This window comes from Ectobacillus soli, from assembly GCF_042610425.1.
Classification (GTDB): domain Bacteria; phylum Bacillota; class Bacilli; order Bacillales; family Bacillaceae_G; genus Ectobacillus.
Window position 1 is genome coordinate 83,627 of sequence record NZ_JBGJZM010000001.1, and the last position, 26,849, is coordinate 110,475.

24 protein-coding genes are annotated in these 26,849 nt (G+C 37.2%); 19 read left to right on the top strand and 5 right to left on the bottom strand.

From position 1 onward, the window contains the following. Positions 1-35 precede the first annotated feature (35 nt). From refZ to ACAN53_RS00495, 11 genes are all read left to right on the top strand, one after another. Positions 36-680 (top strand): forespore capture DNA-binding protein RefZ, encoded by a 645-nt coding sequence (gene refZ, locus ACAN53_RS00445; RefSeq protein WP_379965393.1) that lies wholly within the window; start codon positions 36-38, stop codon positions 678-680. A 233-nt stretch (positions 681-913) separates the two neighbouring features. Next, positions 914-2,623: a septation ring formation regulator EzrA gene (gene ezrA / locus ACAN53_RS00450; RefSeq protein ID WP_379965396.1), complete on the top strand. Its 1,710-nt coding sequence runs from the start codon at positions 914-916 to the stop codon at positions 2,621-2,623. A 324-nt stretch (positions 2,624-2,947) separates the two neighbouring features. After that, positions 2,948-3,133: a small, acid-soluble spore protein, alpha/beta type gene (locus tag ACAN53_RS00455; RefSeq protein ID WP_379965399.1), complete on the top strand. Its 186-nt coding sequence runs from the start codon at positions 2,948-2,950 to the stop codon at positions 3,131-3,133. A gap of 184 nt (positions 3,134-3,317) precedes the next feature. Beyond that, entirely contained in the window at positions 3,318-4,901 is a 1,584-nt protein-coding gene (gene mbcS, locus ACAN53_RS00460; protein WP_379965402.1) for an acyl-CoA synthetase MbcS, read from the top strand. A gap of 119 nt (positions 4,902-5,020) precedes the next feature. After that, positions 5,021-6,580: an amidohydrolase gene (locus ACAN53_RS00465; protein ID WP_379965405.1), complete on the top strand. Its 1,560-nt coding sequence runs from the start codon at positions 5,021-5,023 to the stop codon at positions 6,578-6,580. A gap of 99 nt (positions 6,581-6,679) precedes the next feature. Next, positions 6,680-7,318, top strand: coding sequence for a DUF2953 domain-containing protein (locus ACAN53_RS00470; protein WP_379965408.1), 639 nt, complete (start codon positions 6,680-6,682; stop codon positions 7,316-7,318). 56 nt (positions 7,319-7,374) lie between these two features. Beyond that, positions 7,375-7,782: a GerW family sporulation protein gene (gene ytfJ / locus ACAN53_RS00475; protein ID WP_379965411.1), complete on the top strand. Its 408-nt coding sequence runs from the start codon at positions 7,375-7,377 to the stop codon at positions 7,780-7,782. 149 nt (positions 7,783-7,931) lie between these two features. Beyond that, on the top strand, positions 7,932-8,432 hold the full coding sequence (gene tpx, locus ACAN53_RS00480) for a thiol peroxidase (protein ID WP_379965414.1): 501 nt from the start codon (positions 7,932-7,934) through the stop codon (positions 8,430-8,432). Between the two features lie 137 nt (positions 8,433-8,569). After that, complete coding sequence (locus ACAN53_RS00485) at positions 8,570-9,565, top strand: class I SAM-dependent methyltransferase (protein ID WP_379965417.1); 996 nt, start codon at positions 8,570-8,572, stop codon at positions 9,563-9,565. Between the two features lie 252 nt (positions 9,566-9,817). After that, the gene (locus tag ACAN53_RS00490; protein WP_379965420.1) at positions 9,818-11,011 is read left to right on the top strand and encodes an acetate kinase; all 1,194 of its coding nucleotides are present in this window, start codon (positions 9,818-9,820) and stop codon (positions 11,009-11,011) included. A 72-nt stretch (positions 11,012-11,083) separates the two neighbouring features. Next, on the top strand, positions 11,084-11,920 hold the full coding sequence (locus ACAN53_RS00495; protein WP_379965423.1) for an EcsC family protein: 837 nt from the start codon (positions 11,084-11,086) through the stop codon (positions 11,918-11,920). A 138-nt stretch (positions 11,921-12,058) separates the two neighbouring features. On the opposite strand, the gene ACAN53_RS00500 is transcribed toward ACAN53_RS00495, so the two are convergent. After that, positions 12,059-12,376, bottom strand: coding sequence for a radical SAM protein (locus tag ACAN53_RS00500; RefSeq protein ID WP_379965426.1), 318 nt, complete (start codon positions 12,374-12,376; stop codon positions 12,059-12,061). 175 nt (positions 12,377-12,551) lie between these two features. Between ACAN53_RS00500 and ACAN53_RS00505 the strand changes: the two genes are divergently transcribed. After that, positions 12,552-13,760: an argininosuccinate synthase gene (locus ACAN53_RS00505; RefSeq protein ID WP_379965429.1), complete on the top strand. Its 1,209-nt coding sequence runs from the start codon at positions 12,552-12,554 to the stop codon at positions 13,758-13,760. After that, positions 13,757-15,151 carry an argininosuccinate lyase gene (gene argH, locus ACAN53_RS00510; protein WP_379965432.1) on the top strand — a complete coding sequence of 465 codons (1,395 nt, stop codon included), beginning with the start codon at positions 13,757-13,759 and terminating at the stop codon, positions 15,149-15,151. The genes ACAN53_RS00505 and argH overlap by 4 nt, the downstream gene beginning before the upstream one ends. Positions 15,152-15,223: 72 nt before the next feature. Here the strand turns inward: argH and ACAN53_RS00515 are convergent, their stop codons facing one another. Further along, complete coding sequence (locus ACAN53_RS00515) at positions 15,224-15,682, bottom strand: universal stress protein (RefSeq protein ID WP_379965435.1); 459 nt, start codon at positions 15,680-15,682, stop codon at positions 15,224-15,226. A 181-nt stretch (positions 15,683-15,863) separates the two neighbouring features. Between ACAN53_RS00515 and ACAN53_RS00520 the strand changes: the two genes are divergently transcribed. Beyond that, positions 15,864-16,622, top strand: a complete 759-nt coding sequence (locus ACAN53_RS00520) for an SDR family oxidoreductase (protein ID WP_379965438.1) — start codon at positions 15,864-15,866, stop codon at positions 16,620-16,622. A 151-nt stretch (positions 16,623-16,773) separates the two neighbouring features. Then, the gene (gene ald / locus ACAN53_RS00525; RefSeq protein WP_379965441.1) at positions 16,774-17,907 is read left to right on the top strand and encodes an alanine dehydrogenase; all 1,134 of its coding nucleotides are present in this window, start codon (positions 16,774-16,776) and stop codon (positions 17,905-17,907) included. Between the two features lie 63 nt (positions 17,908-17,970). Here the strand turns inward: ald and ACAN53_RS00530 are convergent, their stop codons facing one another. Next, positions 17,971-19,068 (bottom strand): M24 family metallopeptidase, encoded by a 1,098-nt coding sequence (locus tag ACAN53_RS00530; protein ID WP_379965444.1) that lies wholly within the window; start codon positions 19,066-19,068, stop codon positions 17,971-17,973. Between the two features lie 128 nt (positions 19,069-19,196). Between ACAN53_RS00530 and ACAN53_RS00535 the strand changes: the two genes are divergently transcribed. From ACAN53_RS00535 to ACAN53_RS00545, 3 genes are all read left to right on the top strand, one after another. Then, positions 19,197-19,880, top strand: a complete 684-nt coding sequence (locus ACAN53_RS00535) for a metal-dependent hydrolase (protein WP_379965447.1) — start codon at positions 19,197-19,199, stop codon at positions 19,878-19,880. A 248-nt stretch (positions 19,881-20,128) separates the two neighbouring features. Beyond that, positions 20,129-21,442: a DRTGG domain-containing protein gene (locus tag ACAN53_RS00540; protein WP_379965450.1), complete on the top strand. Its 1,314-nt coding sequence runs from the start codon at positions 20,129-20,131 to the stop codon at positions 21,440-21,442. Positions 21,443-21,495: 53 nt separating this feature from the next. Next, on the top strand, positions 21,496-22,428 hold the full coding sequence (locus tag ACAN53_RS00545; RefSeq protein ID WP_379965453.1) for a DHH family phosphoesterase: 933 nt from the start codon (positions 21,496-21,498) through the stop codon (positions 22,426-22,428). A 42-nt stretch (positions 22,429-22,470) separates the two neighbouring features. On the opposite strand, the gene ytrI is transcribed toward ACAN53_RS00545, so the two are convergent. Both ytrI and ytrH read right to left on the bottom strand, forming a co-directional pair. Further along, entirely contained in the window at positions 22,471-22,971 is a 501-nt protein-coding gene (gene ytrI, locus ACAN53_RS00550) for a sporulation membrane protein YtrI (protein ID WP_379965456.1), read from the bottom strand. Further along, complete coding sequence (gene ytrH / locus ACAN53_RS00555) at positions 22,968-23,327, bottom strand: sporulation membrane protein YtrH (protein WP_379965459.1); 360 nt, start codon at positions 23,325-23,327, stop codon at positions 22,968-22,970. The genes ytrI and ytrH overlap by 4 nt, the downstream gene beginning before the upstream one ends. Before the next feature lie 97 nt (positions 23,328-23,424). Between ytrH and dnaE the strand changes: the two genes are divergently transcribed. Then, on the top strand, positions 23,425-26,769 hold the full coding sequence (dnaE, locus tag ACAN53_RS00560; RefSeq protein ID WP_379965462.1) for a DNA polymerase III subunit alpha: 3,345 nt from the start codon (positions 23,425-23,427) through the stop codon (positions 26,767-26,769). Positions 26,770-26,849: the final 80 nt, after the last annotated feature.

Sequence of the window (26,849 nt, forward strand, 5' to 3'; positions counted from 1 at the left end):
TTAGTAATAAGAGCTTCTGTGAAAGGGTGAAAAATGTGACCTCCACCAAACAAAAAATCATTGATGCTGCGGTATTTTTATTTAATACACAAGGTTTCGATGGTACTTCCGTTCGAGATATTGCTAGGAAGGCTGATGTGAACGCAGCAAATATTTCGTATTATTTCTCAGGAAAACAAGGATTGCGTGAGTTTTTGGTCACTAATTTTTTGGAAAGTTATATTCGTGTATTAGAAGTTGGATTCGAGAGGTTGTCTACATTACCACCTAAGGAAACATTATTTGCAATCGTAGATAACATTTTACTATATCAATCAGATAATCGTCACCTGTCTCGCTTTTTTTATCGGGAAATTTCACTTGATAGCATACTTATTCGTGAAATTATGACTACGTACTTTATTCGTGAAAAATATTATTTTTCTACGATTATTCAAAGTGGAATAGAGCAACGGCAATTTCGAAAGCTTCCATTTCCCATTTTCATGGCACAGTTGAAAGGGATGATAAGTGTTCCTTATTTGTATCCACAATATGTTTCGGAAGTATTGCATACCTTCCCCTCTGAAAGGTATTTTGTAGAGACCTATAGAAAAGAGGTGAAAGAATGGTTAAATAAAACGATTGAAGTAGGAGAAGCAGTACGAGTTAAAGCGGGGGGACCCCTTCTTAATATTTAGTTATAATACATTTGGATAGAAGTGGCTCATCAAACATACTATGAGTTGTTGAGCGACTTTTTTTGTTTGAAAAAACGGGCATGATACTGGAAAAATTCAAAAAAATTAGGTTAAAAATAATGAATTACATGGTATCATAGATACATTGAGAACACTAAATCTACACATGTATATAGAGATTGCGCCTTCCACAAAGCGGAGCGGATAATAAACGAGAATGAGGAGGGTACAGAATGGATTCATTTTTGACGATTATCATCATTGTTGTGGGCATTGTTATTGCTCTGCTCATGATACAACTTTTGATTAAAAATCGTTTATATAAGGAAATTGATCAGTTACAGGTATGGAAAGAGGAAATTAAGAATAAACCGGTAGCTGATGAATTAAAACGGGTAAAGGATTTAAATTTAACCGGTCAAACAGAAGAACTATTTGAAAAGTGGCGGAATGAATGGGATGAGACAGTTTCAAATGTCATTCCACAGGCTGAAAAGGAATTGCAAAATGCTGAGTCTGGTACGGCACAGTTTTCATTTCGAAAAGCGCGCTTTTCTGTACAACAAGCTGGAACTACCTTAGCGGAAGCTGAGAAAAGTATTGAAGCCATTCTCTCTGAATTGCAGGAACTAATGGAAAGCTTCGAGAAAAATAGTACAGAAATTGAACAGCTTCGTAATACATATAGGGAATTAAAGAAGAACGTACTCGCGTATCGACATACATTTACACTGGCAGAGCAAAAGTTAGAAGAGCTTCTAGATGAAGAACAAAAGAAGTTTCAATTATTTGATGAAGCGACAGACAAAGGAAATTATTTAGAGGCTAGAGATATTGTGAAAAATTTAGAACAAGGAATTTCATATTTACAAGAATTACTGAAGCAGATTCCAATTCTTCAAACCGAGTGTCAAACAAATATGCCAACGCAGCTTGAAGATTTATTGCAAGGCTATGATCAAATGAAGAATCAGGGATATGTACTTAATCATTTGGAAATTCCAAAAGAGGTGCGGGAATTACGTACGCAATTGCAGCATTGTCTTGATGATATTAAAAATGTGAAAATCGAAGATGCGAAGCAGCATATTGAATTAATAAAGAGCAAGCTGGATACCCTTTATGATCAGCTTGAAAATGAAGTGACGGCAAAGTATTATGTTGAAAAAGATATTGATTCAATGAATGAAGAGTTAAACAAAATTCGTGAGCAGTCCTTCAAAACGAAGGAAGAAACACAGTTTGTCAAACAAAGCTATCAATTAAGTGATGAAGATGTGGAAGTACAAAAGTATGTAGAAAAACAAGTGAATATACTTACAAAGCGTTTCGATACGTTGCAACTTAAAATCGCAGACGAAGATATTGCATTTTCAGTTATTCGTGAACAACTAGAAAACATTCACCGTCAAATGGACGAGTTGCAAAATCTTCATAGCCAATATAAGGATATGATGCAAACGTTACGAAAAGAAGAATTTGAAGCACGTGAGAGTCTACAACGAATGAAAAAAATGATTATCGAAACGAAGCGCGTTATTCAGAAATCAAATTTACCAGGTTTACCAGAAGAAACGTTAGAAGGTTTAAAGAGCGCACAGCTAGCTGTTCAACAAGTATATGAAGAGTTAGAGCAAAAACCATTAAATATGGGCGCTGTAAATCGTATACTGGGTGAGGCAGAGACTCTTGTAACGAATGTGTATGAGTATACAAACGAAATGATTGAACAAGCGAACCTAGTGGAAAAATTAATACAATATGGTAATAGATATCGTAGTCAACACAATGATATAGCATCAGGTTTATATAGTGCAGAAAAGCTATTTCGTGAATACCAGTATAAAGCTTCTTTAGAGATGGCAGCTTCTGTATTAGAAAAAGTAGAACCTGGGGTTGTACAAAGAATAGAGGAATTTACAAAAGAAGAACAACAGATGTGAAGACAGTAAAGAATGATTGGATTAGAAGAGAAATCTTACCCAATCATTCTTTTTTTTTTCGTTAAAATATAAATGCTTTAACATATTTCTGTTTTTTTGGGTAATAATGAAATTTGTGAATGTAATCATTTGCTTCCATGTTTGGTTTATTCTTCATAATCAATTGGGTGTTCCTTTATGAAATTTCAATAGCATGTGGCTTTTTCGTTTTCATATTGAAAAAGGCGTATAAATCAAGTAATAGAAGGTATAAATTACCATGAAGATATATGTATGATGCAATGTGTTTCGTCACATTCTATAGTCACAAGGAGGTGATTACACATGGCAAATACAAATAATCTAGTAGTACCAGGATCTGAATCAGCAGTAGATCAAATGAAGTATGAAATTGCTTCTGAATTTGGTGTTACTCTTGGACCTGAAGCAACTGCTCGTGCAAATGGTTCAGTAGGTGGCGAAATTACAAAGCGTCTTGTTTCTATGGCGCTTGGCGGATATACAAAATAATTAAATATATTTGGATATGAGGACGGGACTTCTCCCCGTCCTCTTTTAGTTGTTAAAAATAGATTACATAGCTAAATGTCGAAATAGAAAGGGGTTTTGTTGTAAAAAAGAGGAATTTGTCTAAAGGATTATGACATACATATACAGAATATTCCTAATTATGAAAAGAAAAGGAGGATGAGGAATGAATCGTGAACAGTTAATAGCACCTATTCAGTATAATCTTGTTGAAGAATTTGAAAAGTATGCTGTACAAAAGGATAAGCTTGCTTTAATTTGGAGAAATGAAACAGGGGAAACAAAGCAGGTAACGTATGAAGAGTTAATACATGGTGCAAATAAAATTGGGAACGCTTTAGTAAATGAAGGTCTAAAGCAAGGAGATACAATTTTAATTATGGTACCGCGTCTTATTGAAGCATATATGATTTATATTGGAGCACTGAAAGCTGGGCTTGTTGTCATCCCTAGTTCAGAAATGCTTCGAAAAAAAGATATTGAATATCGAATTGCCCATGGTGAGGTAAAAGCAATTGTCAGTTATGCTCCTTATGTCGGCCAATTTGAAGGTATTGAGGCATTATCTACTATAAGTACATTTGTTGTAGGTGACGATCCAATAGATGGATGGATTAGCATAAAGGAAAAGCTTCAAACAGAAAGTGAGATACTAGCTACTGCACCTACAAAACGTGATGACATGGCGTTCTTGTCATATACTTCTGGCACGACAGGAAATCCAAAAGGCGTCGTCCACACTCATGGTTGGGCTTTTGCACATTTGCGTACGAGTGCACCAAATTGGCTTGCTATTGAAGAAAACGACATTGTATGGGCGACGGCGAGCCCTGGTTGGCAGAAATGGATATGGAGTCCGTTCCTAGCTACTCTCGGTTCTGGTGCAACAGGATTTGTATATTTTGGTAGATTTGAGCCAAAAACTTATCTATCGTTATTAAGCGAATATAATATTAATGTCTTGTGCTGCACCCCAACTGAGTATCGGTTGATGGCGAAGGTTGAGAAGCTCGAAACGTATCAGTTTCCTGCTCTTCATAGTGCTGTCTCAGCAGGTGAGCCATTAAATAGAGAAGTTATTGACACATTTCGACATCATTTTGGAGTGAACGTGCGTGATGGTTATGGTCAAACAGAAAATACATTGCTAGTTGGTGCTTTGAAGGAAATGGAAATTAGACCTGGATCAATGGGAAAACCAACACCTGGGAATAAAGTTGAGATTGTAGATGAGGATGGTCAGCCTGTAGGTGTTGGGGAAGTAGGCGATATTGCCGTTCATATTAGTACCCCCGCCCTTTTCAAACATTATTATAAAGATGCCGAACGAACTGCAATGCAGTTTCGAGGAGATTATTACATTACAGGGGATAAGGCGACAATGGATGAAGATGGGTACTTTTGGTTTGAAGGACGTGGGGATGATATTATTATTTCCTCGGGCTATACAATCGGACCATTTGAGGTAGAAGATGCGCTTGTAAAACATCCGTATGTAAGAGAATGTGCCGTTGTTGCAAGCCCAGATGAAGTAAGAGGGCATGTTGTTAAAGCATTCATCGTATTACAGGAGAATATTTCCGTAAATGAAGAGTTAATAGCTTTGCTTCAAAACCATGTGAAAGAACTGACAGCACCTTACAAATATCCGCGCAAAATTGAATTTGTAGAGGAACTGCCGAAAACGACATCGGGGAAAATTCGTCGAATCGACCTTCGAAAGCGTGAACTAGAGCCAGCTGCAGACTGATGCTACACAGTGTATGACAAAAAGTTTAGGGAGTAATCAGAATGAAAAGGTAAACAGGAAAGAATTTCTTCCTTGTTTACCTTTTCTTTTTTATACTGGGAAAAAGAGGAGGGTGAATGATGGGAGAATTGTGGTATGGAGGAACCATTTATACGATGCGGGTTGAAAATGAAACAGTAGAAGCTGTGTATGTGCAAGATGGAAAGATTGTAGATATAGGAACGAAGGAACGATTGTGCGGTACCTATTATATTGACACGTATCACCATATTCGAGGAAATACGATGTTTCCTGGTTTTGTAGATAGTCATCTTCATCTCATTGGTCATGGTGAGCGTTTATTGCGGCTTGATTTAACAGCATGTACATCCTATGCCGAGATGCTTGCACTTGTAGAAGAGAGAGTGAAGGAAACACCAGAAGGAGAATGGATTATTGGAGAGGGATGGGATGAAAATAGATTTGTGGATACGAAAACCATTCATAAAAAAGACGTAGATGCCATATCCAGTAAGCATTTCATTGTATTAAAACGCGTATGCAGGCATGCCATACTTGTAAATTCTAATGTACTAAGGCAAGCAGAAATCACGCCTGCGACAGACAAAAAGGGCGGAGTAATTGCTAGAGATGAGCATGGATTAACCGGTGTATTGCACGATAATGCACAGCAATTGGTATACAATATACTTCCGAAAAACAGTCAACAATATGTTAGACATGCCCTGCAGATAGCTATTCAGGATTGTTATGAAAACGGGCTTGTAGGAGGACATACGGAAGATTTGCACTATTACGATGGATTTGAAAATACGTATGAAGCTTATCGCCATTGTATGAAGAAAACACCGTTTAAGGCTCATTTGCTTGTTCATTATGCTGAAATGGCCCATCTTCACAACCATTCGGAGGAGCATTACATCGAATTTGGTGCAATTAAAATGTTTGTAGACGGTTCGTTAGGGGGACGAACTGCACTGCTAAGTAAGCCTTATTCTGATATGCCTAACACCCAAGGTATCGCTGTATTGGAACGAGAAGAAGTAGCGATGCTTGTAAAACAGGCACGCCAAATCAATAGAACGGTAGCCGTACATGCAATTGGAGATTTAGCATTCCAATACGTGGTAGAGGCAATAGAGGCGTATCCACCTCCATATGGTATGCGTGATCGAATTATCCATTGCCAAGTGCTACGTAGTGATTTAATACAACGGGCTAAACATCTTTCTGTTGTTTTAGACATTCAACCGATTTTCGTCAGCTCGGATTTCCCATCTGCTATTGAAAAATTAGGATCTGAGCGTTTGCGCTATTCGTACTCGTGGAAAACATTGTTGCAGGAGGGATTGGAATGTGCAGGGGGATCGGATGCACCTATTTCTGATGTAAGTCCAATTGCCTCTATTCATGCAGCGGTTTCACGACTAGATGCAGAGGGAAGATGCTATCAACCCGAGGAATGCTTATCCTCTTTTGAAGCAATCTCACTCTATACAAAGGGAAGTGCTAAGGCTATCCATAAAGAAAAGGTAAGAGGAATCATTGGTTTCGGATATGAGGCTGACTTTACTATTGTAGATAGCGATATAGTCACGATGCCGCCGAATGATATTGCAAATGCCAAGATTACAATGACAGTAATTGATGGAATGATTGTATACAACAAATTACTGTAAATTGCGTATAGGTTCCGCCTTTACTATATGATGCAAGAATAAGGTTTATTTCGAATAGAATCAGTCAATAATGGGAACGGAGTGAAAGGGTGAGCGGATATGCATTGGTTTATACTCGTACTTATACTGTTACTTACACTTTTTCTAGTTCTATTTATTACGACCATTTCCATTAAATTGATGGCATTCTATTCGGAAGAAAAACAACAGCTACATGTACAAGTGAGAATTTTCTTCATTCGTTATACATTTGATGTAATTGCACTTGTGAAAAAATTTCAAAAGAAAGAAACGAAATCCAGGGAAAATGATACGAAACAAGACATGCCTCATGAACCCTTCTTATTGTATACCATTGAAAAAATATCAGACATGATAAAAAGCATGGTAGATATCCATACTATAAGCAAAGACTTCTTTCGCAAAGTCAAAGTGAAACAATTTTCATGGTGTTCTTATATTGGAACAGGGGATGCAGCTAGTACGGGGTTGTTTTCAGGATTCATATGGTCCGTAAAGGGGCTGATGGTTGGAATTCTTAGTACGTACACAAAGGTGAAAACATTGCCTAAGCTTGCAGTTACTCCTGTATATGATGGAACGTTAACCATTTCAGAGCTAACGTGCATTTTTTCTTTTCGCACGTTTCATCTGCTTTATTTTGTACTTTGCCTATTTCGTTATATGCATAAACGGCATACAATAGTTGTTCATGCAAATGAAAATAAAAATGTTTGAAATTGAAAATAAAGTGGTCTGTTTAATGTAAAGGTAAATGGAAGGAGGTAATTTGTATGACAGTACACCCTATTCAAGGGTTAATGACAACTGCCATGGAACATGTAAAACAAATGGTTGATGTGAATACAATACTTAGCGATCCAATTCTTTCTCCTGATGGAAGTGTTATTATTACCGTTTCAAAGGCTAGCTTCGGATTTGCAGCTGGTGGAAGTGAATTTGGAAAGCAGGACGAAGAAGGCGATTTTGCATTTGGTGGTGGGAGTGGTGGTGGTGTTTCCCTGCTACCGGTGGCCTTTCTAATTCTAACTGGAAAAGGAATAAAACTGTTACATCTAGATGAACATTCCCATTTACTAGATAAAATAGTTGAATACGCTCCTGAGGCTATTGAAAAAGTACAAGAGTTCTTTCAAAAACGTGAAGATGTATCCAAAAATGTGGATGAAACTATACTTTAAAAATATCGAACAAGGATGGAGAAGTTCGCTTCATCCTTGTTCGTGTGCTTGATTTAGCATTATAAAAATGAAGTTGTTTTATTTGCATTCTATTTATAATATCTCTATCATTTATAATGTACATATTTGTTTATAAGGAGGATGTCGAGATGGCAACAGTTACGTTTAAAAAGAATCCAGTTACATTACTTGGTACAGAAGTAAAAGTAGGGGACAAAGCACCTAATTTTACAGTTTTAGCAAATGATTTATCTCCCGTTACATTGGATTCATACAAGGGTGCGGTAAAATTAATTAGTGTAGTTCCTTCTGTTGATACAGGAGTATGTGATGCACAAACTCGCCGTTTCAATGAAGAAGCTTCTAAAATTGGTAACGTTAAAGTATTAACTATCAGCAATGACCTACCATTTGCACAAAAACGTTGGTGCGCAAATAGTGGCTTAGACAACGTTGTAACTCTTTCTGATCACCGTGATTTATCATTTGGTCAAGCATATGGAACTGTTATGAAAGAACTTCGTTTATTAGCTCGTGCTGTATTCGTTGTAGATAGCGAAGATAAAGTAACTTACGTAGAATATGTAAGCGAAGGCACAACTCACCCTAATTATGAAGCTGCTATTGAAGCTGCAAAAGCTGCAAAATAATCGTACTTTGAATGAGAACGTCCTCTTTTTAGGAGGGCGTTTTTTTGTCTAATAATTCATCTACATCTATTCTGTTGCCGGTTGTATCGTGATATGATATAACCTATGTGTATGATTTGGACAGGGAGGTTTATGTAATGAGTACAGCGGTAGAAACGCTTTTTTCAATCTTTGATACATCATCGATTTTATTACGTAAAGAACTCGATGTGACATATTTAGAAGCATTAATTGAAACTGGAGACAATCTGTTTGAAGGGGCCATTCTCCAACAAGGACTGCATACGTCTACCAGTGAAAGATTACAAACGGAGTACGATACATATCAAAACAGTTCCTATACGAGTGAGGATATTCGAAAGGCATTTCAGCTTTGCTTGTTAAAAGGAATGAAAGAAGGAATACAAGCTCATCATGAGATGACACCAGATGCAGTTGGGTTATTCATAAGCTATTTGTTTTCTCGGTTTTTTGAAGGGAAGAAACAGATTTCAATCTTAGACCCAGCAGCAGGAACAGCGAATTTACTGACAACTATTTTTAATACACGCGATCAAGAAACAACTGTTTCCGGATATGCAGTAGAAGTGGATGATGTATTATTGCGCCTTGCTTATGTAAATGCCAATTTGCAAAAGCATGCCATTGAATTTTTTAACCAAGATGGATTAGCCCCTCTATATATTGATCCGGTAGATGCAGTTGTGTGTGACTTACCTATAGGCTATTATCCAAATGAAGAGCGGGCAAAAGAATTTTCTTTACGTGCAGAAGATGGTATGTCATTTTCTCATCATCTATTTATGGAGCAAAGTATGAAATATACGAAAGAGGGAGGATATTTGTTCTTTCTCATTCCAAACTCTTTATTTGAAAGTGAGCAAGCCCTAAAATTACACACATTCTTACAGGAAACGTGCTATGTACAAGGTGTAATGCAATTACCAATATCTATGTTTGCAAATGAAAAGCAGGCGAAAAGTATATTTATATTGCAAAAGAAGGGTGATCAAGTAAATCCTCCGAAACAAGCGATGTTAGCAGAATTGCCAAAGTTTACTAACCGAACTGGAATGGAACAAATCATGGCACAAATTACTGCTTGGTTTCAAGATAATAAACAAGTAAAATAATGAAATCCGTATACATAAAAAACAGATTTCATAAATTCAGTATAGAAATAAGGTAAGGTGAAACTCGAGAATTTGTGTAGTTTCACCTTTCTTTATTATATGCTTCACAAATTAAACATATATGTCCATTTTGTTTTGATTTCGTATTCATAATTGAATTTGAAGGATTACGATGTTTAAATTTTAATACGACTGTTTACTTAGGTTAGATTGTTTCAATAAAGGCATGGAAAAGAAGGGGATGAAACAAGCATGTCAAAAATTATTGCGATAAATTCTGGAAGTTCTTCTTTAAAGTTTCAGTTATTTGAAATGCCAAGTGAGAATGTTATTACAAAAGGTTTGATTGAACGAATCGGCATGAAGGATAGTATCTTTAAAATAACGATAAATGGAAATGAAACGACTGAGGTCTTTGATATAGCTAATCATGGTGAAGCTGTGCAAGTGCTAGTAAATGCTTTAACAAGTTCGCATATTATTCAATCGCTAGATGAAATTTGCGGTATTGGTCATCGTGTTGTACACGGTGGAGAAATATTTCAGGATTCTGCTCTCATCACTGACGAGGTTATTCGTGAGATTGAAGTGTTAGGTGAACTAGCTCCTTTACATAATCCAGCGAATATTACAGGTATTATGGCGTTTAGGAAGGTAATACCTCATGTTCCTTCTGTCGCAGTTTTTGATACTGCCTTTCATCAAACAATGAAGGAAGAGGCATTTTTATATAGTGTACCTTATGAGTATTATGAAGACTATCGTGTTCGTAAATACGGTTTTCATGGAATTTCTCATAAATATGTTACGCAGCAAGCGGCATTATTCTTACACAAGCCATTAAAAAGTCTGCGACTTTTATCATGTCATGTAGGGAATGGGGTGAGTATTGCTGCAGTAGAAGATGGAAAATCAATTAATACATCGATGGGGTTCACTCCACTTGCAGGAGTGCCGATGGGAACACGTTCAGGAAATATTGATCCGGCACTAATTCCTTATATAATGAAAAAAACGAATCAATCAGTTGAAAAAGTGGTCGAAGTGTTAAATACGAAAAGTGGTCTTCTTGGAGTTTCGGGTATTTCAAGTGACTTAAGGGATATTATTGAAGCGGAGAAAAAAGGAAATAGACGAGCAAAATATGCAATCGATATATTTGTTAATCGTATTCATCAATATGTAGGCTCTTATGCAGCTAGAATGAAAGGTATGGATGCAATTATTTTTACTGCAGGTATTGGAGAAAACAGTGCAATGATTCGTGAACGTATTCTTGAAGGGTTAGAATTTATGGGAGTATACTGTGATCCAAAACGAAATCACTATGTGAATGGGGAAGAAGCATGCATTTCATATCCCCATTCACCTGTAAAAATACTTGTGATCCCAACGAATGAAGAAGTAATGATTGCACGTGATGTGATGCGAGTAGCTAATGTATAACAGGACTATCTCCTCTATTTTTCTCTATGGTATAATATAGAAAAATGTCTTCGTGACAAGGGGTGGTTTCTTGTGGGGCTTTCTTTGCGTGAACAGAAACTTTGGAATGAAATCCAACATTGGGAAAACCAGTTGGAAGAACAAGATGTAACGGACTTTCAACTTGCTTTTGATAAGTGGTTAAACCGTACCTTCTCTCAGCTTTCAAATGATCAGCAAAATGAATTTTTTGCAAGAGTAGATGGATGGTTATTCCATCTCCATGCATTGATTCATAGCTCACAATCCCAACTAGATGCGCGAAATAGAATTCTTTCTAGCGCTCGCCTCTTTGATGAAACGATAGAATATATTGAGGATTTACGGAAACTATCTATTGACCAACTTATGTATATTGCTGAGAATCAAATTGCTCGGCATCGCTTGTATTCGTTTGTACAAGGCGGGGCAACTGGTGCAGGGGGCTTTCTATTTCTATCTATTGATTTTCCTGTTATGATTGCTATTAACCTAAAGGCTGTTCAAATTATTGCAACTTCGTATGGGTATAATGTAAATCGACCTTATGAAATGATGCTTGCTCTTAAAGTATTTCATGCATCTATTTTACCATTACGTATGCAGCAAGCTGCATGGTACGACTTAGTGCACGATATAAAGAAATCTGAAGAAGAGCCGTTTTTCTATGAAGGAGTCGATGAAGTCATCGACAGTGGATCTTTATTAGTTGTATTAAAACAAAGTATAAAAATGTTTGTCATACATTCTGCAAGGAGAAAACTTATCCAAGGCATTCCGATTATTGGCGTTGCTGTAGGATCGGTCTTTAATTATAGACTGACGCGAAATGTAACAGATTTTGCTCATCGTTTTTATCAGATGCGTTATCTATATGGAAAACAATCTTAAGCGGTTCCTTACAATAAAAAAGGCTCCCTGTTAGCTTACAGTTATATAAGTTAACGAGGGAGCCTTTTTTATTATTTTTAAATGGTTAGTAAGAATTGGTAGCTTTCTGTGAAACGATTATCTTACCTTTATTCACTCTTATGCGTGTGCTTTTCCAGCTGATATATCCTGGTTCGTTCGATACCAAAGCCATAGGTCATTAATGATAGAAGCAAGTTCTGCAATTTCGCTATTTAACATACAAGAAGTTTTGAAATTTTCTTCGTTATCTAGCTGATCTTGCTTCGTACGGATGTTGTTTTCTAAATCTGCAATTCGATCCGGTATTCTTCCTCGTATCATTTCCCATTTCAGCAAAATCCCTTGTTGTGTATACACAGAAATCTCGTCCCAATCTTCAATAATGTGAGGTGTTGCAATTCCAAGTCGTTCATTGAATATGAAATAATGTTCCATAAATTCTCCCCCTTGCTTCTTTATATTCTATACGAATTTGCGAAAAACTTCGAAAGAATTGTTCCAAAACTTCAAAAATAATGGTTGCATCTTATGTAGAAAGTTGTTAAAGTATGATTATGAATTTAAATAACATTTAATGAATATTTATTCTTTTTATAGAGGGGGATTTATAATGGGAAATAAGAAAGTCGTATTAGCATACTCTGGGGGTTTGGATACCTCTGTTGCAATTAAATGGTTACAAGACAAAGGATACGACGTAATTGCATGTTGTCTTGATTTAGGTGAAGGAAAAGATTTAGCCTTTGTACAGGAAAAGGCCCTTTCTGTCGGAGCAATTAAATCTGTTGTTTTAGATGTACAAGAGGAATTTTCAAATGATTATGCACTTATCTCTTTGCAAGCTCACACATTGTATGAAGGAACATACCCACTAGTTTCTGCTCTATCCCGTCCGTTAATTTCTAAAAAATTAGTTGAAGTCGCTGAACAAGAAGGAGCAGATGCAGTAGCACATGGTTGTACAGGAAAAGGAAACGACCAAGTACGATTTGAAGTTTCTATTACAGCATTAAATCCTTATTTAGAAATTATTGCTCCAGTACGTGAATGGAAATGGTCTCGTGAAGAAGAAATCGAATATGCAAAACAAAACAATGTGCCTATTCCAATCAATTTAGACAGCCCATTCTCTATCGACCAAAATTTATGGGGACGAGCAAATGAATGTGGAATTCTAGAAGATCCATGGGCAGCTCCTCCTGCAGATGCATATGAAATGACAGCAGCTCTTGAAGATACTCCTGATACACCAGAAATGGTTGAAATTGGTTATGAAGCTGGTATTCCAGTATCATTAAATGGTACGTCTTACACAGTTGCTGAAATGATTAAACAGTTAAACACGATTGCTGGAAAACATGGAATTGGACGTATTGACCATGTTGAAAACCGTCTTGTTGGAATTAAATCTCGTGAAGTGTATGAATGTCCAGGAGCAATGACATTAATTACAGCTCACAAAGAACTTGAAGATTTAACACTTGTAAAAGAAGTTGCTCACTTTAAACCAATTGTTGAAAAACAATTAACAGAACTTATTTATAATGGATTATGGTTCTCTCCTCTTCGTACCGCTCTTGTTGCATTTTTGAAAGAAACACAAAAAAATGTTACAGGTACAGTACGTGTAAAATTGTTTAAAGGTCATGCTATTGTAGAAGGCAGAAAATCAGAGTTCTCTCTTTATGATAAAAACTTAGCTACGTATACAAAAGAAGATCAATTTGATCATGCTGCTGCTGTTGGTTTCATTTCATTGTACGGTCTGCCAACAAAAGTATACAGTCAAGTAAATAGTAACAAGAAGGTGGAAGCGTGAAAAAACTTTGGGGTGGCCGATTCACTGAAACTGCAGAGGCGTGGGTAGATGAATTCGGCGCCTCTATCTCCTTTGATAAAGCCCTTGTTATCGAGGATATTGAAGGAAGTATAGCTCACGTGACAATGCTTGGGAAATGCGGCATACTGCCCTCTGAAGACGTTGAAACAATTAAAATAGGTCTTCAGGAGCTTCTAGAAGAAGCAAAGCAAAATAAGCTAACGTTCACCGTAGAAAATGAGGATATTCATTTAAATTTAGAAAAAATGCTAATTGAAAAAGTTGGGGAAGTCGGCGGGAAGCTACATACTGCTCGTAGTCGTAATGACCAAGTGGCTACCGATATGCATTTGTATTTACGTAAAGAAGTAAGAAATACGATTCCCCAAATTGAAGCATTTCAACAAGTTCTCGTTGAAAAAGCAGAGAAGCATATTGAAACAATTATGCCAGGATATACGCATTTGCAGCGTGCACAGCCTGTATCCTTTGCACACCATCTTCTAGCTTACTTCTGGATGCTAGAACGTGATAAGGAACGCTTAGAAGATTCATTAAAACGGATTAATGTTTCTCCGTTAGGAGCGGGTGCGCTCGCTGGTACGACATTTCCTATTGATCGGTCTTATAGCGCCTCACTACTAGAATTTGATGGCATTTACGAAAATAGTATGGATGCAGTAAGTGATCGTGATTTTATTCTAGAATTTCTAAGTCATTCATCGATTCTTATGATGCACTTATCCCGTTTCTGTGAAGAATTAATTTTATGGAGCAGTCAGGAATTTCAATTTATTGAAATGAGCGATCAGTATTCAACGGGAAGTAGTATTATGCCGCAAAAGAAAAACCCTGATATGGCTGAGCTCATTCGTGGTAAGTCTGGACGTGTATATGGAAATCTGTTCGGCTTGCTAACGATTATGAAGGGTCTTCCACTGGCTTACAATAAAGATTTACAAGAAGATAAAGAAGGTATGTTTGATACGGTGAAAACGATACAAACAAGCCTACACATTATGTCTGGTATGATTGAAACGATGCAAGTAAAAGAAGAACATATGAAACAAACGGTTCAGAAGGATTTTTCAAATGCTACTGAAATTGCAGACTATTTAGCAAATAAAGGTTTGCCGTTTCGTCAGGCACATGAAATTGTTGGACGACTTGTGTTACTTTGTATCGAAAAAGGTGTTTTTTTACTTGATCTGCCACTTGAAACGTATCAAAAGATTTGTCCATTGTTTGATTCGGATTTATATGAGGTGCTATCACCTTATGCAGCAGTTCAGCGTCGTAATAGCGAAGGTGGAACTGGCTTTATGCAAGTAGAGACAGCTTTACAAAAGGTGAAAATGATTTTGAAGCAAAGCAATACGAAAAAAGCCTGACGCATAGTCAGGCTTTTTTCGTATTGCTTGAATAAGAAAGCGGGGCTAATGAATTAGCTCCGCTTTTTGTAATTACAATTCGCCTTTTCCATCTTCTCCTCTTACGACAAGGACATCGCAAGTTGCGTAGCGAATAATATGTTCAGATACACTACCAATTAAGAAGCGTTCTACTGCATTTAATCCTGTAGCACCGCAAACGATTAAATCTACTTTGTTGTTTGGTGCGATTTCTTTAGAAATTTTAGATTTTGGATTTCCAAATTCTAGAACGGTTTCTACGGATTGAACTCCTGCTTCTACGGCAATTTTTTCATAATCTTCAAGCAAATCTTCGGCGAATACATTTGCACGTTCTGCGATTGCTCGACTATATGCTTCAACTGCTGAATATGCTTTAACATCAACAACGTGAGTGATAGTTAATTTTGCGTTATTGCGTTTTGCAACTTGAATGGCCTTTCTGAACGCTTTTTCAGCCTCTTTTGAACCATCAACTGCAACGAGAATATTTTGATATTGTGTTGACATGCTGGAGTCCCCCTTATTTCACTAGAAATAACTTTCTACACTTTTATTATACAACTAAACTGACTAATTGTATTGACAGAAATGTTACAGAATTCAAAAAAAGAAAATCAAGGCATCTTAGTTGTAATTTTCATGACAAATTGTTACATATGATGTATAAGATAACGAGGAGGGGCTTTAGTTGAGACATGCGCTCATTACAGCCGGTTCAAAAGGATTAGGTAGAAAGGTAACGGAAGCGTTTTTAAAACAAGGATATTCCGTTACGGTTACATATCGAAGTGATCAAGAATCAGCTGATTCGCTTAAACAAGACTTTTCTAGTATGCCAGAAAATTTACAACTTATACAAGCAGATGTTACAAAAAAAGAAGACCTATACCGGGTAGTAGAGGAAATGATGAGTCAATTTGGTAGAATTGATTGCTTAATTAATAATGCAGGACCTTATGTGTTTGAAAGAAAACGATTAGTTGATTATACAGATGATGAATGGCATTCCATGATTGATGGAAATCTACATGGAGTATTCTACTTGTTGAAGCAAATTATTCCTATTATGCGAAAACAGCAATTTGGTCGTATTATAAATTATGGATTTCAAGGTGCTGAGGATGCTCCGGGTTGGATTTATCGGTCGGCTTTTGCAGCTGCCAAGGTTGGACTTGTCTCATTAACGAAAACAATTGCCTATGAAGAGGCTGAATATGGAATTACGTCAAATATGGTCTGTCCAGGAGATATTACTGGGGAAATGAAGGAAGCGACGATTGAAAGAGCAAGGTTGCAAAAGGACAAACGCACACCAATTGGAAGATCTGGAACGGGGGAAGATATTGCACGAGCCATTCTATTCTTATGTGATGATAATTCGGATATGATAACGGGAACTTGTATGGAAATTACAGGAGGCATTGATGTCATTCATCGACATAGATAAAAATTAGAATGTTAGAAAATCTTACGTTAAATACATGTCCGATTAATCTAAGTGTTACAATTTATAACGTATTAATTAAATACAATTTTCTACGGTAATCTACAATGGGTGTAGAAAACATAATATTGCATAACTTGGAGGAGGACAAATCATGCGTATTGGAGTTCCTAAGGAAATTAAAAACAATGAAAATCGTGTTGCACTAACACCAGGTGGAGTTTTGCATATCATTCACAGTGGACATGAAGTATATATAGAACAAGGTGCCGGTCTAGGGTCAGGTTTTAAGGATGAGGAATATGTGAAAGCAGGGGCAAAGATCGTAGATTCTGCAGCAAAAGCATGGGATATGGAAATGGTAATGAAGGTAAAAGAGCCTGTTCCTAGTGAGTATGGCTATTTTAAAGAAGGGTTAATTCTATTTACTTATCTTCATTTAGCTCCTGAGCCAGAGCTTACAAAGGCGCTTCTTGATAATAAAGTAATTGGTATTGCATATGAAACGGTACAGCTTGAAAACAAAGCTCTTCCACTTCTTACTCCTATGAGCGAAGTTGCTGGTCGTATGGCTGCACAAATCGGAGCTCAATATCTAGAAAAGCAAGAAGGCGGAAAAGGTATTTTATTAGGAGGAGTTTCAGGAGTAAAACGAGGAAAAGTTACAATTGTAGGCGGAGGCGTTGCAGGTACAAATGCAGCTAAAGTTGCAGTAGGTTTAGGAGCGAATGTAACAATTATCGACTTGAATGCTGCGAGATTACGCCAGCTTGATGATATGTTTGGTCATAGCGTTACAACTTTGATGTCAAGCCCCTATAATATCGCAGAAGCTGTTAAAGAATCTGATCTTGTTATTGGAGCTGTATTAATTCCGGGTGCTAAAGCTCCGAAACTTGTAACAGAAGAAATGATTGTTTCTATGGAACCAGGCTCTGTTGTAATTGATATTGCAATTGACCAAGGTGGTATTTTTGAAACAACCGACCGTATTACTACACACGATGAACCTACTTATGTAAAACATGGTGTTGTACATTATGCGGTTGCTAATATGCCTGGTGCAGTTCCACGTACGTCTACACTTGCATTAACTAACGTTACTGTACCTTACGCTCTTGAAATTGCAAATAAAGGGTATAAAAAGGCTTGCTTAGAAAATAGCGCTCTTTTGAAAGGTATTAATACGTTGAACGGATATGTTACATTCAAGGCTGTAGCCGATGCACATGGAGTTCCTTACTTATCTGCAACAGAAGCATTAGAGAAAATGCCAGCACTATCTTAATCAAAAAAGGTGTCCAAAAAGAGCTCTTCTTTTTGGACACCTTTTTTGATTTACTCTGTAAGGTTACTTTATAATTTGCAATTCCTTTGGATACTTAGTTAGCACTTCTACACCTGTGTCAGTAATGTACACATCATCTTCAATGCGAACACCGCCCACATTTGGTACATAAATACCAGGCTCAATTGTAAAGACCATTCCCTTGCGTAACGTATTCTTGTTAATATTGGTTAAGGATGGATATTCATGAATACTAATTCCTAATCCATGACCAAGGCGATGTGGAAAATAATCTCCATAGCCTGCATTTTCGATGAATGAGCGTGCTGCTCGGTCGACATCAGCGATGCTAGTTCCTGGTTTGCAAATGTCAATTGCATGTAATCCAGACGTAAGAACGGTATTGTAGATATGTGATTGTTCTTCTGATATGTCACCGAAAGCGACGGTACGTGTAATGTCAGAACAATAGCCATCAATCACAACGCCAAGATCAAATAGTACAAAATCTCCGCGTTGAATCTTATTATTTCCGGGCTCTCCATGAGGCAACGCAGAATTGGCACCAGTTAGGACCATGGTGCTAAAAGACATTTTGTTAATGCCACGCTTCTTTACTTCGTATTCAATGGTAGATAGAATTTCCATTTCAGATTTTCCCTCGGCGATTTGACTCACACCAAGTTCTACCGCATAATCAGCCATTTGAGCTGCTTGTCTAAGAATAGAAAGTTCTTTCTCATCTTTGATGAGGCGTAATTCTTGCATTTTTTCTTCGGCTGCAGTGAAAGTAGCAGTTGGAAATAAAGAGCATAAGGCTTCGTAACGTTGGACATTCATATGTTCCTTTTCAATTGCTAATGTATGAACATGGATGCCATGTGCACGTATAGAATGTGATACCATTTCCCAAGGGTTGTCTGTATCATTAAATCCAATGATTTCATAGTTCCATCCCGCAGTTCTTGCTTTTCCTTCCTCCATTTTTGGACAGATGAGGATTGGTTCTTTTTCTTGGAATACGAATAGACCAAGCAATCTTTCATTGGGTTCACAATAAAATCCACTTAAGTAAAATACGTTAGAAGTAGAAGTAATAAAGGCTGCTTCTTTCTCTGTTGTTTGTAACCAATTCATTACATGCTGCAAGCGTTGTTGCATAAGTAGTCCCTCCATTTCAGTGTACATATTAACTTTACATCGTTTTTCTCTTTTGTGACAAGTAACTACTGTAAAAAGAGACAAGAACGCTAGGTTTTAGGTAAACTAGAAGGTAAGGAGGGATTATAATGTTAGTTTCGTACCATGGTCATTCAGTTGTAAAAATTCAGACGGGATCAACCACTATTTTAATTGATCCATTTATTACAGGTAATCCTAAAACAGATTTGCACGTAGAGGATGTAACGGTTGATGTGATTTTGCTTACACATGGACATGGAGATCATGTAGGGGATACGGTGCTACTTGCCAAGCGAAATAATGCACTTGTTATTGCACCGTTTGAACTTGCAACATTTCTTTCATGGCAAGGCGTTCGTACACATGCTATGCACATCGGCGGTTTGCACAAATTTGAATTTGGCACAGTCAAATTTACACAAGCATTCCATGGATCTAGTTACATTGATGAGACATCTAAGACAATCGTGTATACAGGGATGCCGGCAGGAGTCTTATTTACAGCAGAAGGGAAAACAATCTATCATGCAGGGGATACAGCTCTGTTTTCTGATATGCAGCTTCTAGGGACTTTACATACTATTGATATCGCATTCTTACCAATTGGTGATAACTTTACGATGGGACCCGCAGATGCATTAATAGCATCAGAATGGATAAATGCGAAAATGATTGTTCCTATTCACTACGATACATTTCCTCTTATTAAGCAAGATGCCTTTGCGTTTGTTTCAAAGCTTAAGAATGGCAATGGAAAAGTGCTAGCACCATCGGAAATCATACAGTTGTAAAAGAACGGGATATCCCGTTCTTTTACAACTGTTATACAAATAACTTTGTATTTCCCCCCTACAACATATACCGCATTCCAATTTGTACCTTACATAGGAGTTCTAATCCTAACCAGAATGATATTTATTTGTTATAAAGAAAATAATACAGACATAGGTAATAATAGTGTAACAGTTTAGAAAATATAGTATACTGTAAATAAGTATTAACGGAAAATAGAGCGGAATGGAAAGAATGGTGAGGCTATTTGGCTACAAAACATGATCAAATTTTAGAATATATCAACAGCTTACCGGTAGGAAATAAAATCTCCGTACGTCAAATTGCAAAGGATTTGACTGTAAGCGAAGGAACGGCTTATCGCGCTATAAAGGATGCAGAGAATAAAGGATATGTTAGCACAATCGAACGAGTTGGAACGATTCGTATTGAAAAAAAGAAAAAAGAAAATATAGAACGACTTACCTATGCGGAAGTTGTCAATATTGTAGATGGACAGGTACTTGGTGGACGTGAAGGATTGCATAAAACATTAAATAAATTTGTGATTGGTGCAATGAAGCTAGAAGCGATGATGCGATATACGGAAGCAGGAAATTTACTAATTATCGGAAATCGGACGCAGGCGCATCAATTGGCTCTAGAAGCAGGGGCAGCCGTACTTATAACAGGTGGCTTCGATACGGAAGATTATGTGAAAAATTTAGCAGATGAACTGAAATTGCCGGTTATTTCAAGTAGCTATGATACGTTTACCGTAGCAACGCTTATTAATCGTGCCATTTACGATCAACTGATTAAAAAAGAAATCGTTCTTGTGGAAGATATTTTAACACCACTTAGTAAAACGATTTATTTAAAGCCTTCTGATAGAGTAGAACAATGGCATAGTCAGAATGAACAATCTATGCACGGCCGTTATCCTATCGTGGATGAAACGATGAGAGTAATTGGGATGATTACACCGAAAGATATAATTGATGTTTCAAAGGATGTTACGCTGGATAAGATTATGACGAAGAATCCAATTACTGTAAGCGGGAAAGTCTCGGTTGCATCTGCAGCAAGAATGATGGTTTGGGAAGGAATTGAAATGTTGCCGGTAGTAGATGCGGGCGGTAGATTACAAGGAATTATTAGTCGTCGTGATGTATTACAAGCCTTGCAAATGATACAAAGACAGCCTCAAGTAGGGGAAACGATTGAAGACATTGTAACCAATCAATTTCTATCACAAAAGGAAACAAGACCTGATAATATATACCGCTTTTCTGTTACACCACAGATGACAAATAGCATTGGTACGTTGTCGTACGGTGTATTTACAACAATCTTAACGGAATCTGCGAGCCGCGCCTTACGTGCACAGAAAAAAGGCGATTTAGTTGTAGAAAGTTTAACGGTTTACTTTGTAAAACCAGTTCAAATTGATTCGATTATTGAAATACATCCAAAAGTAATGGAAATTGGGCGTAAATTTGGTAAGGTCGACGTAGAGGTACAACAAGAAGGGGAAATTGTTGGAAAAGCACTTCTTATGGTGCAATTTATTGATCGATAGAATGAACAAGTAATTTTGTTAATAAACCAGCAATTTGAAGGAGAAATATGGATATGAAGGAACAAATAATACAAGCAATTAAAGAATATGACACAATCATTATTCATCGTCATGTTCGTCCAGATCCTGATGCCATCGGATCACAATGTGGGCTAGGAACCATGCTCCAAGAATCTTTTCCTGAAAAAAAAATTTACATGGTAGGTGCAAATGAGAAGTCTCTTTCATTTTTAAGAGGTATGGATGAAATTGACGATCAAACATATGAACAGGCTCTTGTTATTGTTTGTGATACAGCGAATGAAGAAAGAGTATGTGATCAGCGCTACAAGCAAGGAAAGAAAATTATTAAAATTGATCATCATCCGAATGAAAATCCATATGGTGACATTCTTTGGGTAGATACGACCGCAAGCTCATGTAGTGAAATGATTTATGAACTTTATGAGTACGGAAAAGATAAAGGTCTTGTTCTATCACAAGAAGCGGCACGATTACTATATGCAGGTATTGTTGCAGATACAGGAAGATTTTTATTTTCTAATACAAAGCCCAAAACATTTCGGTATGTAGCAAATCTAATCGAAACGGGTATTGATTTTCCTGATCTTTATAATCAAATGTACAAAACAAATCCGCGCCTAGCAAGATTGAATGGTTACATTTTACAGCATTTTGAATTAACAGAAGAAGGGGCAGCGTATATAAAAATCACACCAGAAATTTTGGAACAATTTCATGTAAAGGCAAATGAAGCTTCTAGCATTGTGGGTGTGCTAGGTAATATAGAAGGAATTAAAGCATGGGTACTATTTTTAGAAGAAAAAGATTCCATTCGCGTGCGGTTACGTTCAAAAGGACCTGTTATTAATACCCTTGCAATGAAATATAACGGTGGAGGTCATCCACTTGCTTCCGGCGCTACGGTATACTCTTGGGAAGAGGCAGAGAAAGTCATTTTAGACTTAAGAGAGATTTGTAAGTAGAAGGCATAAGATGACTCGAAAAGAGGGACTACTCCTTTCGAGTCATCCTCTTTTAATTTGCAAGGAAATTTCTAATACGGTATCAAAGTGAATACTGCGAACAAGAAAATGATAGGTAACATTGTCACGTGTATATGTTTTGTTTTCGATTGCCTTTAGCAACAATTCTTTATTCTCTGAAACACTTTGTACACTTTTTGTAAGCAGGTTTTGTAAATCTTTTTTTACGTCACTTGATAAACTATGAACCGCTAATAAATCTAAGTCATATTGCTCGTGATTAATAATATCGATTTTCACATCTTGTATTGTTAATATTTTTTTTGTTTTTTCATTTGTAGCTTTTTGATCCTCTTGTAAAATATGATTTTTTCGTTTTAAATCTGTAATTTCATTTTGCTGCTGCCAGATAAGTGCACGTTGTTCTTCATGAAATACGCCATAAATATATAAGAATATAATCCAGCTAATGATCCCCCCCACTGCCATGCCGGCAAAAATTGTTTGCCAAGTCCGTGATTTATATAGGGGCGGGATTCTCATGCACGGTCCTCAGTTAACCATTTCACGATAATTAGTCCAGTTTGCATACCACCTGTTGCAAAGACAATTAAGAGCGCTTGCTTGACGATATCCTTCGTTTCACCTTGAAAGATTCCTCGTTCTAAACTGTAGAATGTGTCAAATGTTCCACCGATAGCAGCCACGAGAGCCCAAATTCGAAGACTTTCTGCAAATCGTCTAATCATGGTCATAGGTGGTTGGCCTACGAGAAATGAGCCAATTCCTCCGATTAGTGATCCTCCTAGTATGACGCCAAATGCGATGAAATAGCTTGTAATGAGGAGTGAAAAAAACGTTTGCTTAACTTCCATTTCCTCAGCTCCCTTCTCATTCATATGTATATGGATAGAATATAGAGAGTATGTTTTGATTTATGATTGCTTGTTCTCATATAATAAAAAAAACACGATTGAAAAAGGTGATGGTATATAAGTGAAGTTTGTACATTTGCAATGTCAAACCGTTTATAGTCTATTAAAAAGCACATGTACGATTGATATGCTTGTAAAGCGAGCGAAGAGTCTTGGCATGGAGGCATTGGCGATTACAGATGAAAATGTGATGTACGGGGTTATTCCGTTTTATAAAGCATGCAAAGGGGAAGGAATTCAACCAATCATAGGCTTAACTGCCTCTGTATTAGAAGAAGAAGGATCGTACCCACTTGTCCTATTGGCAGAAAATGAAACAGGCTATCATAACCTATTAAAAATTTCTAGTACTATTATGACAAAAGCAAAAGCCGGTATACCTAGAAAATGGCTCACACATTATACCGATGGAATTATTGCACTATCTCCGGGACGTAAAGGAGAGCTTGAACAGTACATCTTACAAAATGACGAAGAAAAAGCTCGCGCATCTATTCGTAAAAATAAATCTTTATTCACAAAATTTTACATCAGCTTACAAAATCATCTTATTCCTGGTGAGGAGGAGCTTCTCACGAAACTGTTAGCTTTAAGTAAGGAAGAAGGAGTACCGGTCGTAGCAACAAACGATGTCCGGTACTTAAATAAAGAAGATAGTGTAGTTCATGACTGTCTTCTCTCTATTGAAAATGGCACAAAGTTAACAGATGAGGGTCGCCCACGCTATGAGAGTAGTGAGTATGAATTAACCACGCCATATGAGATGATGGAACGTTTTTCCTCTGTTCCTGAAGCAATTTCTAACAGTGTGGATATTGCTAAAAACTGCCATGTACATATCCCATTTCATCAAAATCGATTGCCTAGATTTCCAATTCCAACGGACGAAACTCCTGAATTGTACTTACGTCGCATATGTGAAGATGGATTAAAAAAACGATATGATGTTGTTACTGAACTACATCAGCAACGTCTTGTATACGAGTTACAAATTATTTCAAATATGGGTTTTAGCGATTATTTTTTAATTGTATGGGATTTTATGCAATATGCTCATAGTCATAACATTATGACGGGGCCAGGACGTGGATCTGCAGCTGGTTCACTTGTAGCTTACGTCTTAGAAATTACTGATATTGATCCCATCGCTTATGATTTGTTATTTGAACGGTTTTTAAATCCACAGCGGGTTTCTTTACCTGATATTGATATTGATTTCCCCGATGTTCGTCGTGACGATATGATTCGGTACGTTAGTGAAAAATATGGGAGCATGCATGTGGCACAAATTGTGACATTTGGAACACTAGCAGCTAAAGCTGCGATTCGTGATGTAGCTCGCGTCCATGGGCTTTTGCCAAGAGAAATCGATGAACTTGCTAAGCTCATTCCCTCGCGTATAGGAATATCTTTAGAGGAAGCTTATAAAGAATCAGAACCATTGCGAAGACATATTAATAGTACACCACTCCTTGAGAAAATTTATACAATTGCCCGGAAAGTAGAAGGGCTTCCTCGGCATACGTCCGTTCATGCAGCAGGAGTCATTATGAGTGATATGCCTCTTACAGATCACGTTGCCATTCAAGAGGGGCATACTGTTTATATTACCCAATATCCTGCCGAAGTATTGGAGGAGTTGGGAATGTTGAAAATGGACTTTCTGGGCTTGCGCAATTTAACTATTCTTGATCAAATTCGTAAGCTCATTCACGAAATGACTGGAGAAACGATTCGTTTTAATCATATTCCCCTTCAGGATCAGCGTACCTTTTCCCTTCTAAGTAAAGGGGATACGACAGGTGTCTTTCAATTGGAATCTGCTGGAATGAGAAGCGTATTGCGTTCACTGAAACCGACAGAATTCGAGGATATTGTTGCAGTGAATGCACTGTATCGTCCAGGTCCCATGGAGCAAATTCCATTGTTCATCGATTCGAAGCATGGAAAGCATGCGATTCACTATTTACATGAAGATTTGGAGCCTATACTGTCTAGAACGTACGGCGTAATTGTTTATCAAGAGCAAATTATGCAAATAGCCTCGGTAATGGCCGGTTTCTCCTTAGGAGAAGCAGATATGCTTCGAAGAGCAGTTAGCAAGAAAAAACGTGATTTGTTAGATAAAGAGCGAGAGCACTTCGTATTGGGCTGCATAAACAAAGGATATGAAGAAAAGATTGCTCATGCTGTATATGATTATATCGTACAGTTTGCAAATTATGGATTTAATCGCAGTCATGCAGTTGCTTACAGCATGATAGCTTATCAGCTTGCTTATGTTAAGGCAAACTACCCTCTTCCATTTATGACGGCTTTATTGTCTAGTGTAATTGGAAGCGAGGATAAAATTGTGCAATATGCACGAGAAGCAGTGCAAAAGGGGATTTCCATTTTACCTCCATCTATTCATACAAGTGGATTTCGTTTTCAAGCGGAGGGAGAAGCGATTCGATTTAGTTTATTGGCAATTCGAAATGTAGGGGTTGCCACAGTGAAAGAAATATTACAAGAGCGTAATAAACGCCATTTTACGGATTTGTTTGATTTTTGTATCCGAATGTCAAGCCGCGTTATAACAAGAAAGCTATTAGAAACTCTTATTTGTTCTGGATGTTTTGACGATTTTGAGGATCGTGCAACGCTTTTAGCAAGTATTGAAACCGCACTTGCTTATGTGGAACTGGTGAAACCGGACGATGCCAGTCAAATGGATATGTTTTTAGATGAGGATCTTGTGCCAAAGCCACAGTATGTGTCAGTGGAGCCAATCCCTTTTATTGAGAAGTTAAAGCTGGAAAAGGAAATGCTCGGATTATATGTATCTAGTTACCCTACATTTATGTATAAGGAGCTTATGGAAAAGGTACAAATACCTACGATTGGAGAGGCGCTCCGCCAACACGAGAAGCATGTACGATCTATTGTATATATTTCAAAGACAAGAATCATTCGGACGAAAAAAATGCAGAAAATGGCTTTTTTAACTATTTGTGATCAAGGAGAGGAAATGGAAGCAGTTATGTTTCCTGATACATATTTGCAATTTGCTCCCTTTGTTCAAGAAGATCAAATTATTCTCATTGTAGGTAATATTTCGCTTCGAAATAATAAAAAACAATGGGTAATTGAAGGGTTATACCCGCTAGAAGGCATGGATAAATATAAAAAAAATGATACTTTTTCTTTATATTTAAAACTCCATTCTCAGCATGAGACCGCGGTTTCTACGCAGATAATGAAGACGATTTTTAGTCATCCGGGCTTTGCAAATGTTTTCATGTATTATGAAAAAGAGCATAAAATGGTACAATTATCTTACAGATTTTCCGTGCATCCCAATGAAGAGTGCTTACAAGCGCTTATTAGCATCCTAGGCCAAGAAAATGTTGTGTGTAAAATATAATGGACTTTTTCCTCCCTTATCTATTATAGTAGTAGTGGTAAGTTGTGGTCTGACCACTACAATTAACCGGTAAGGAATGG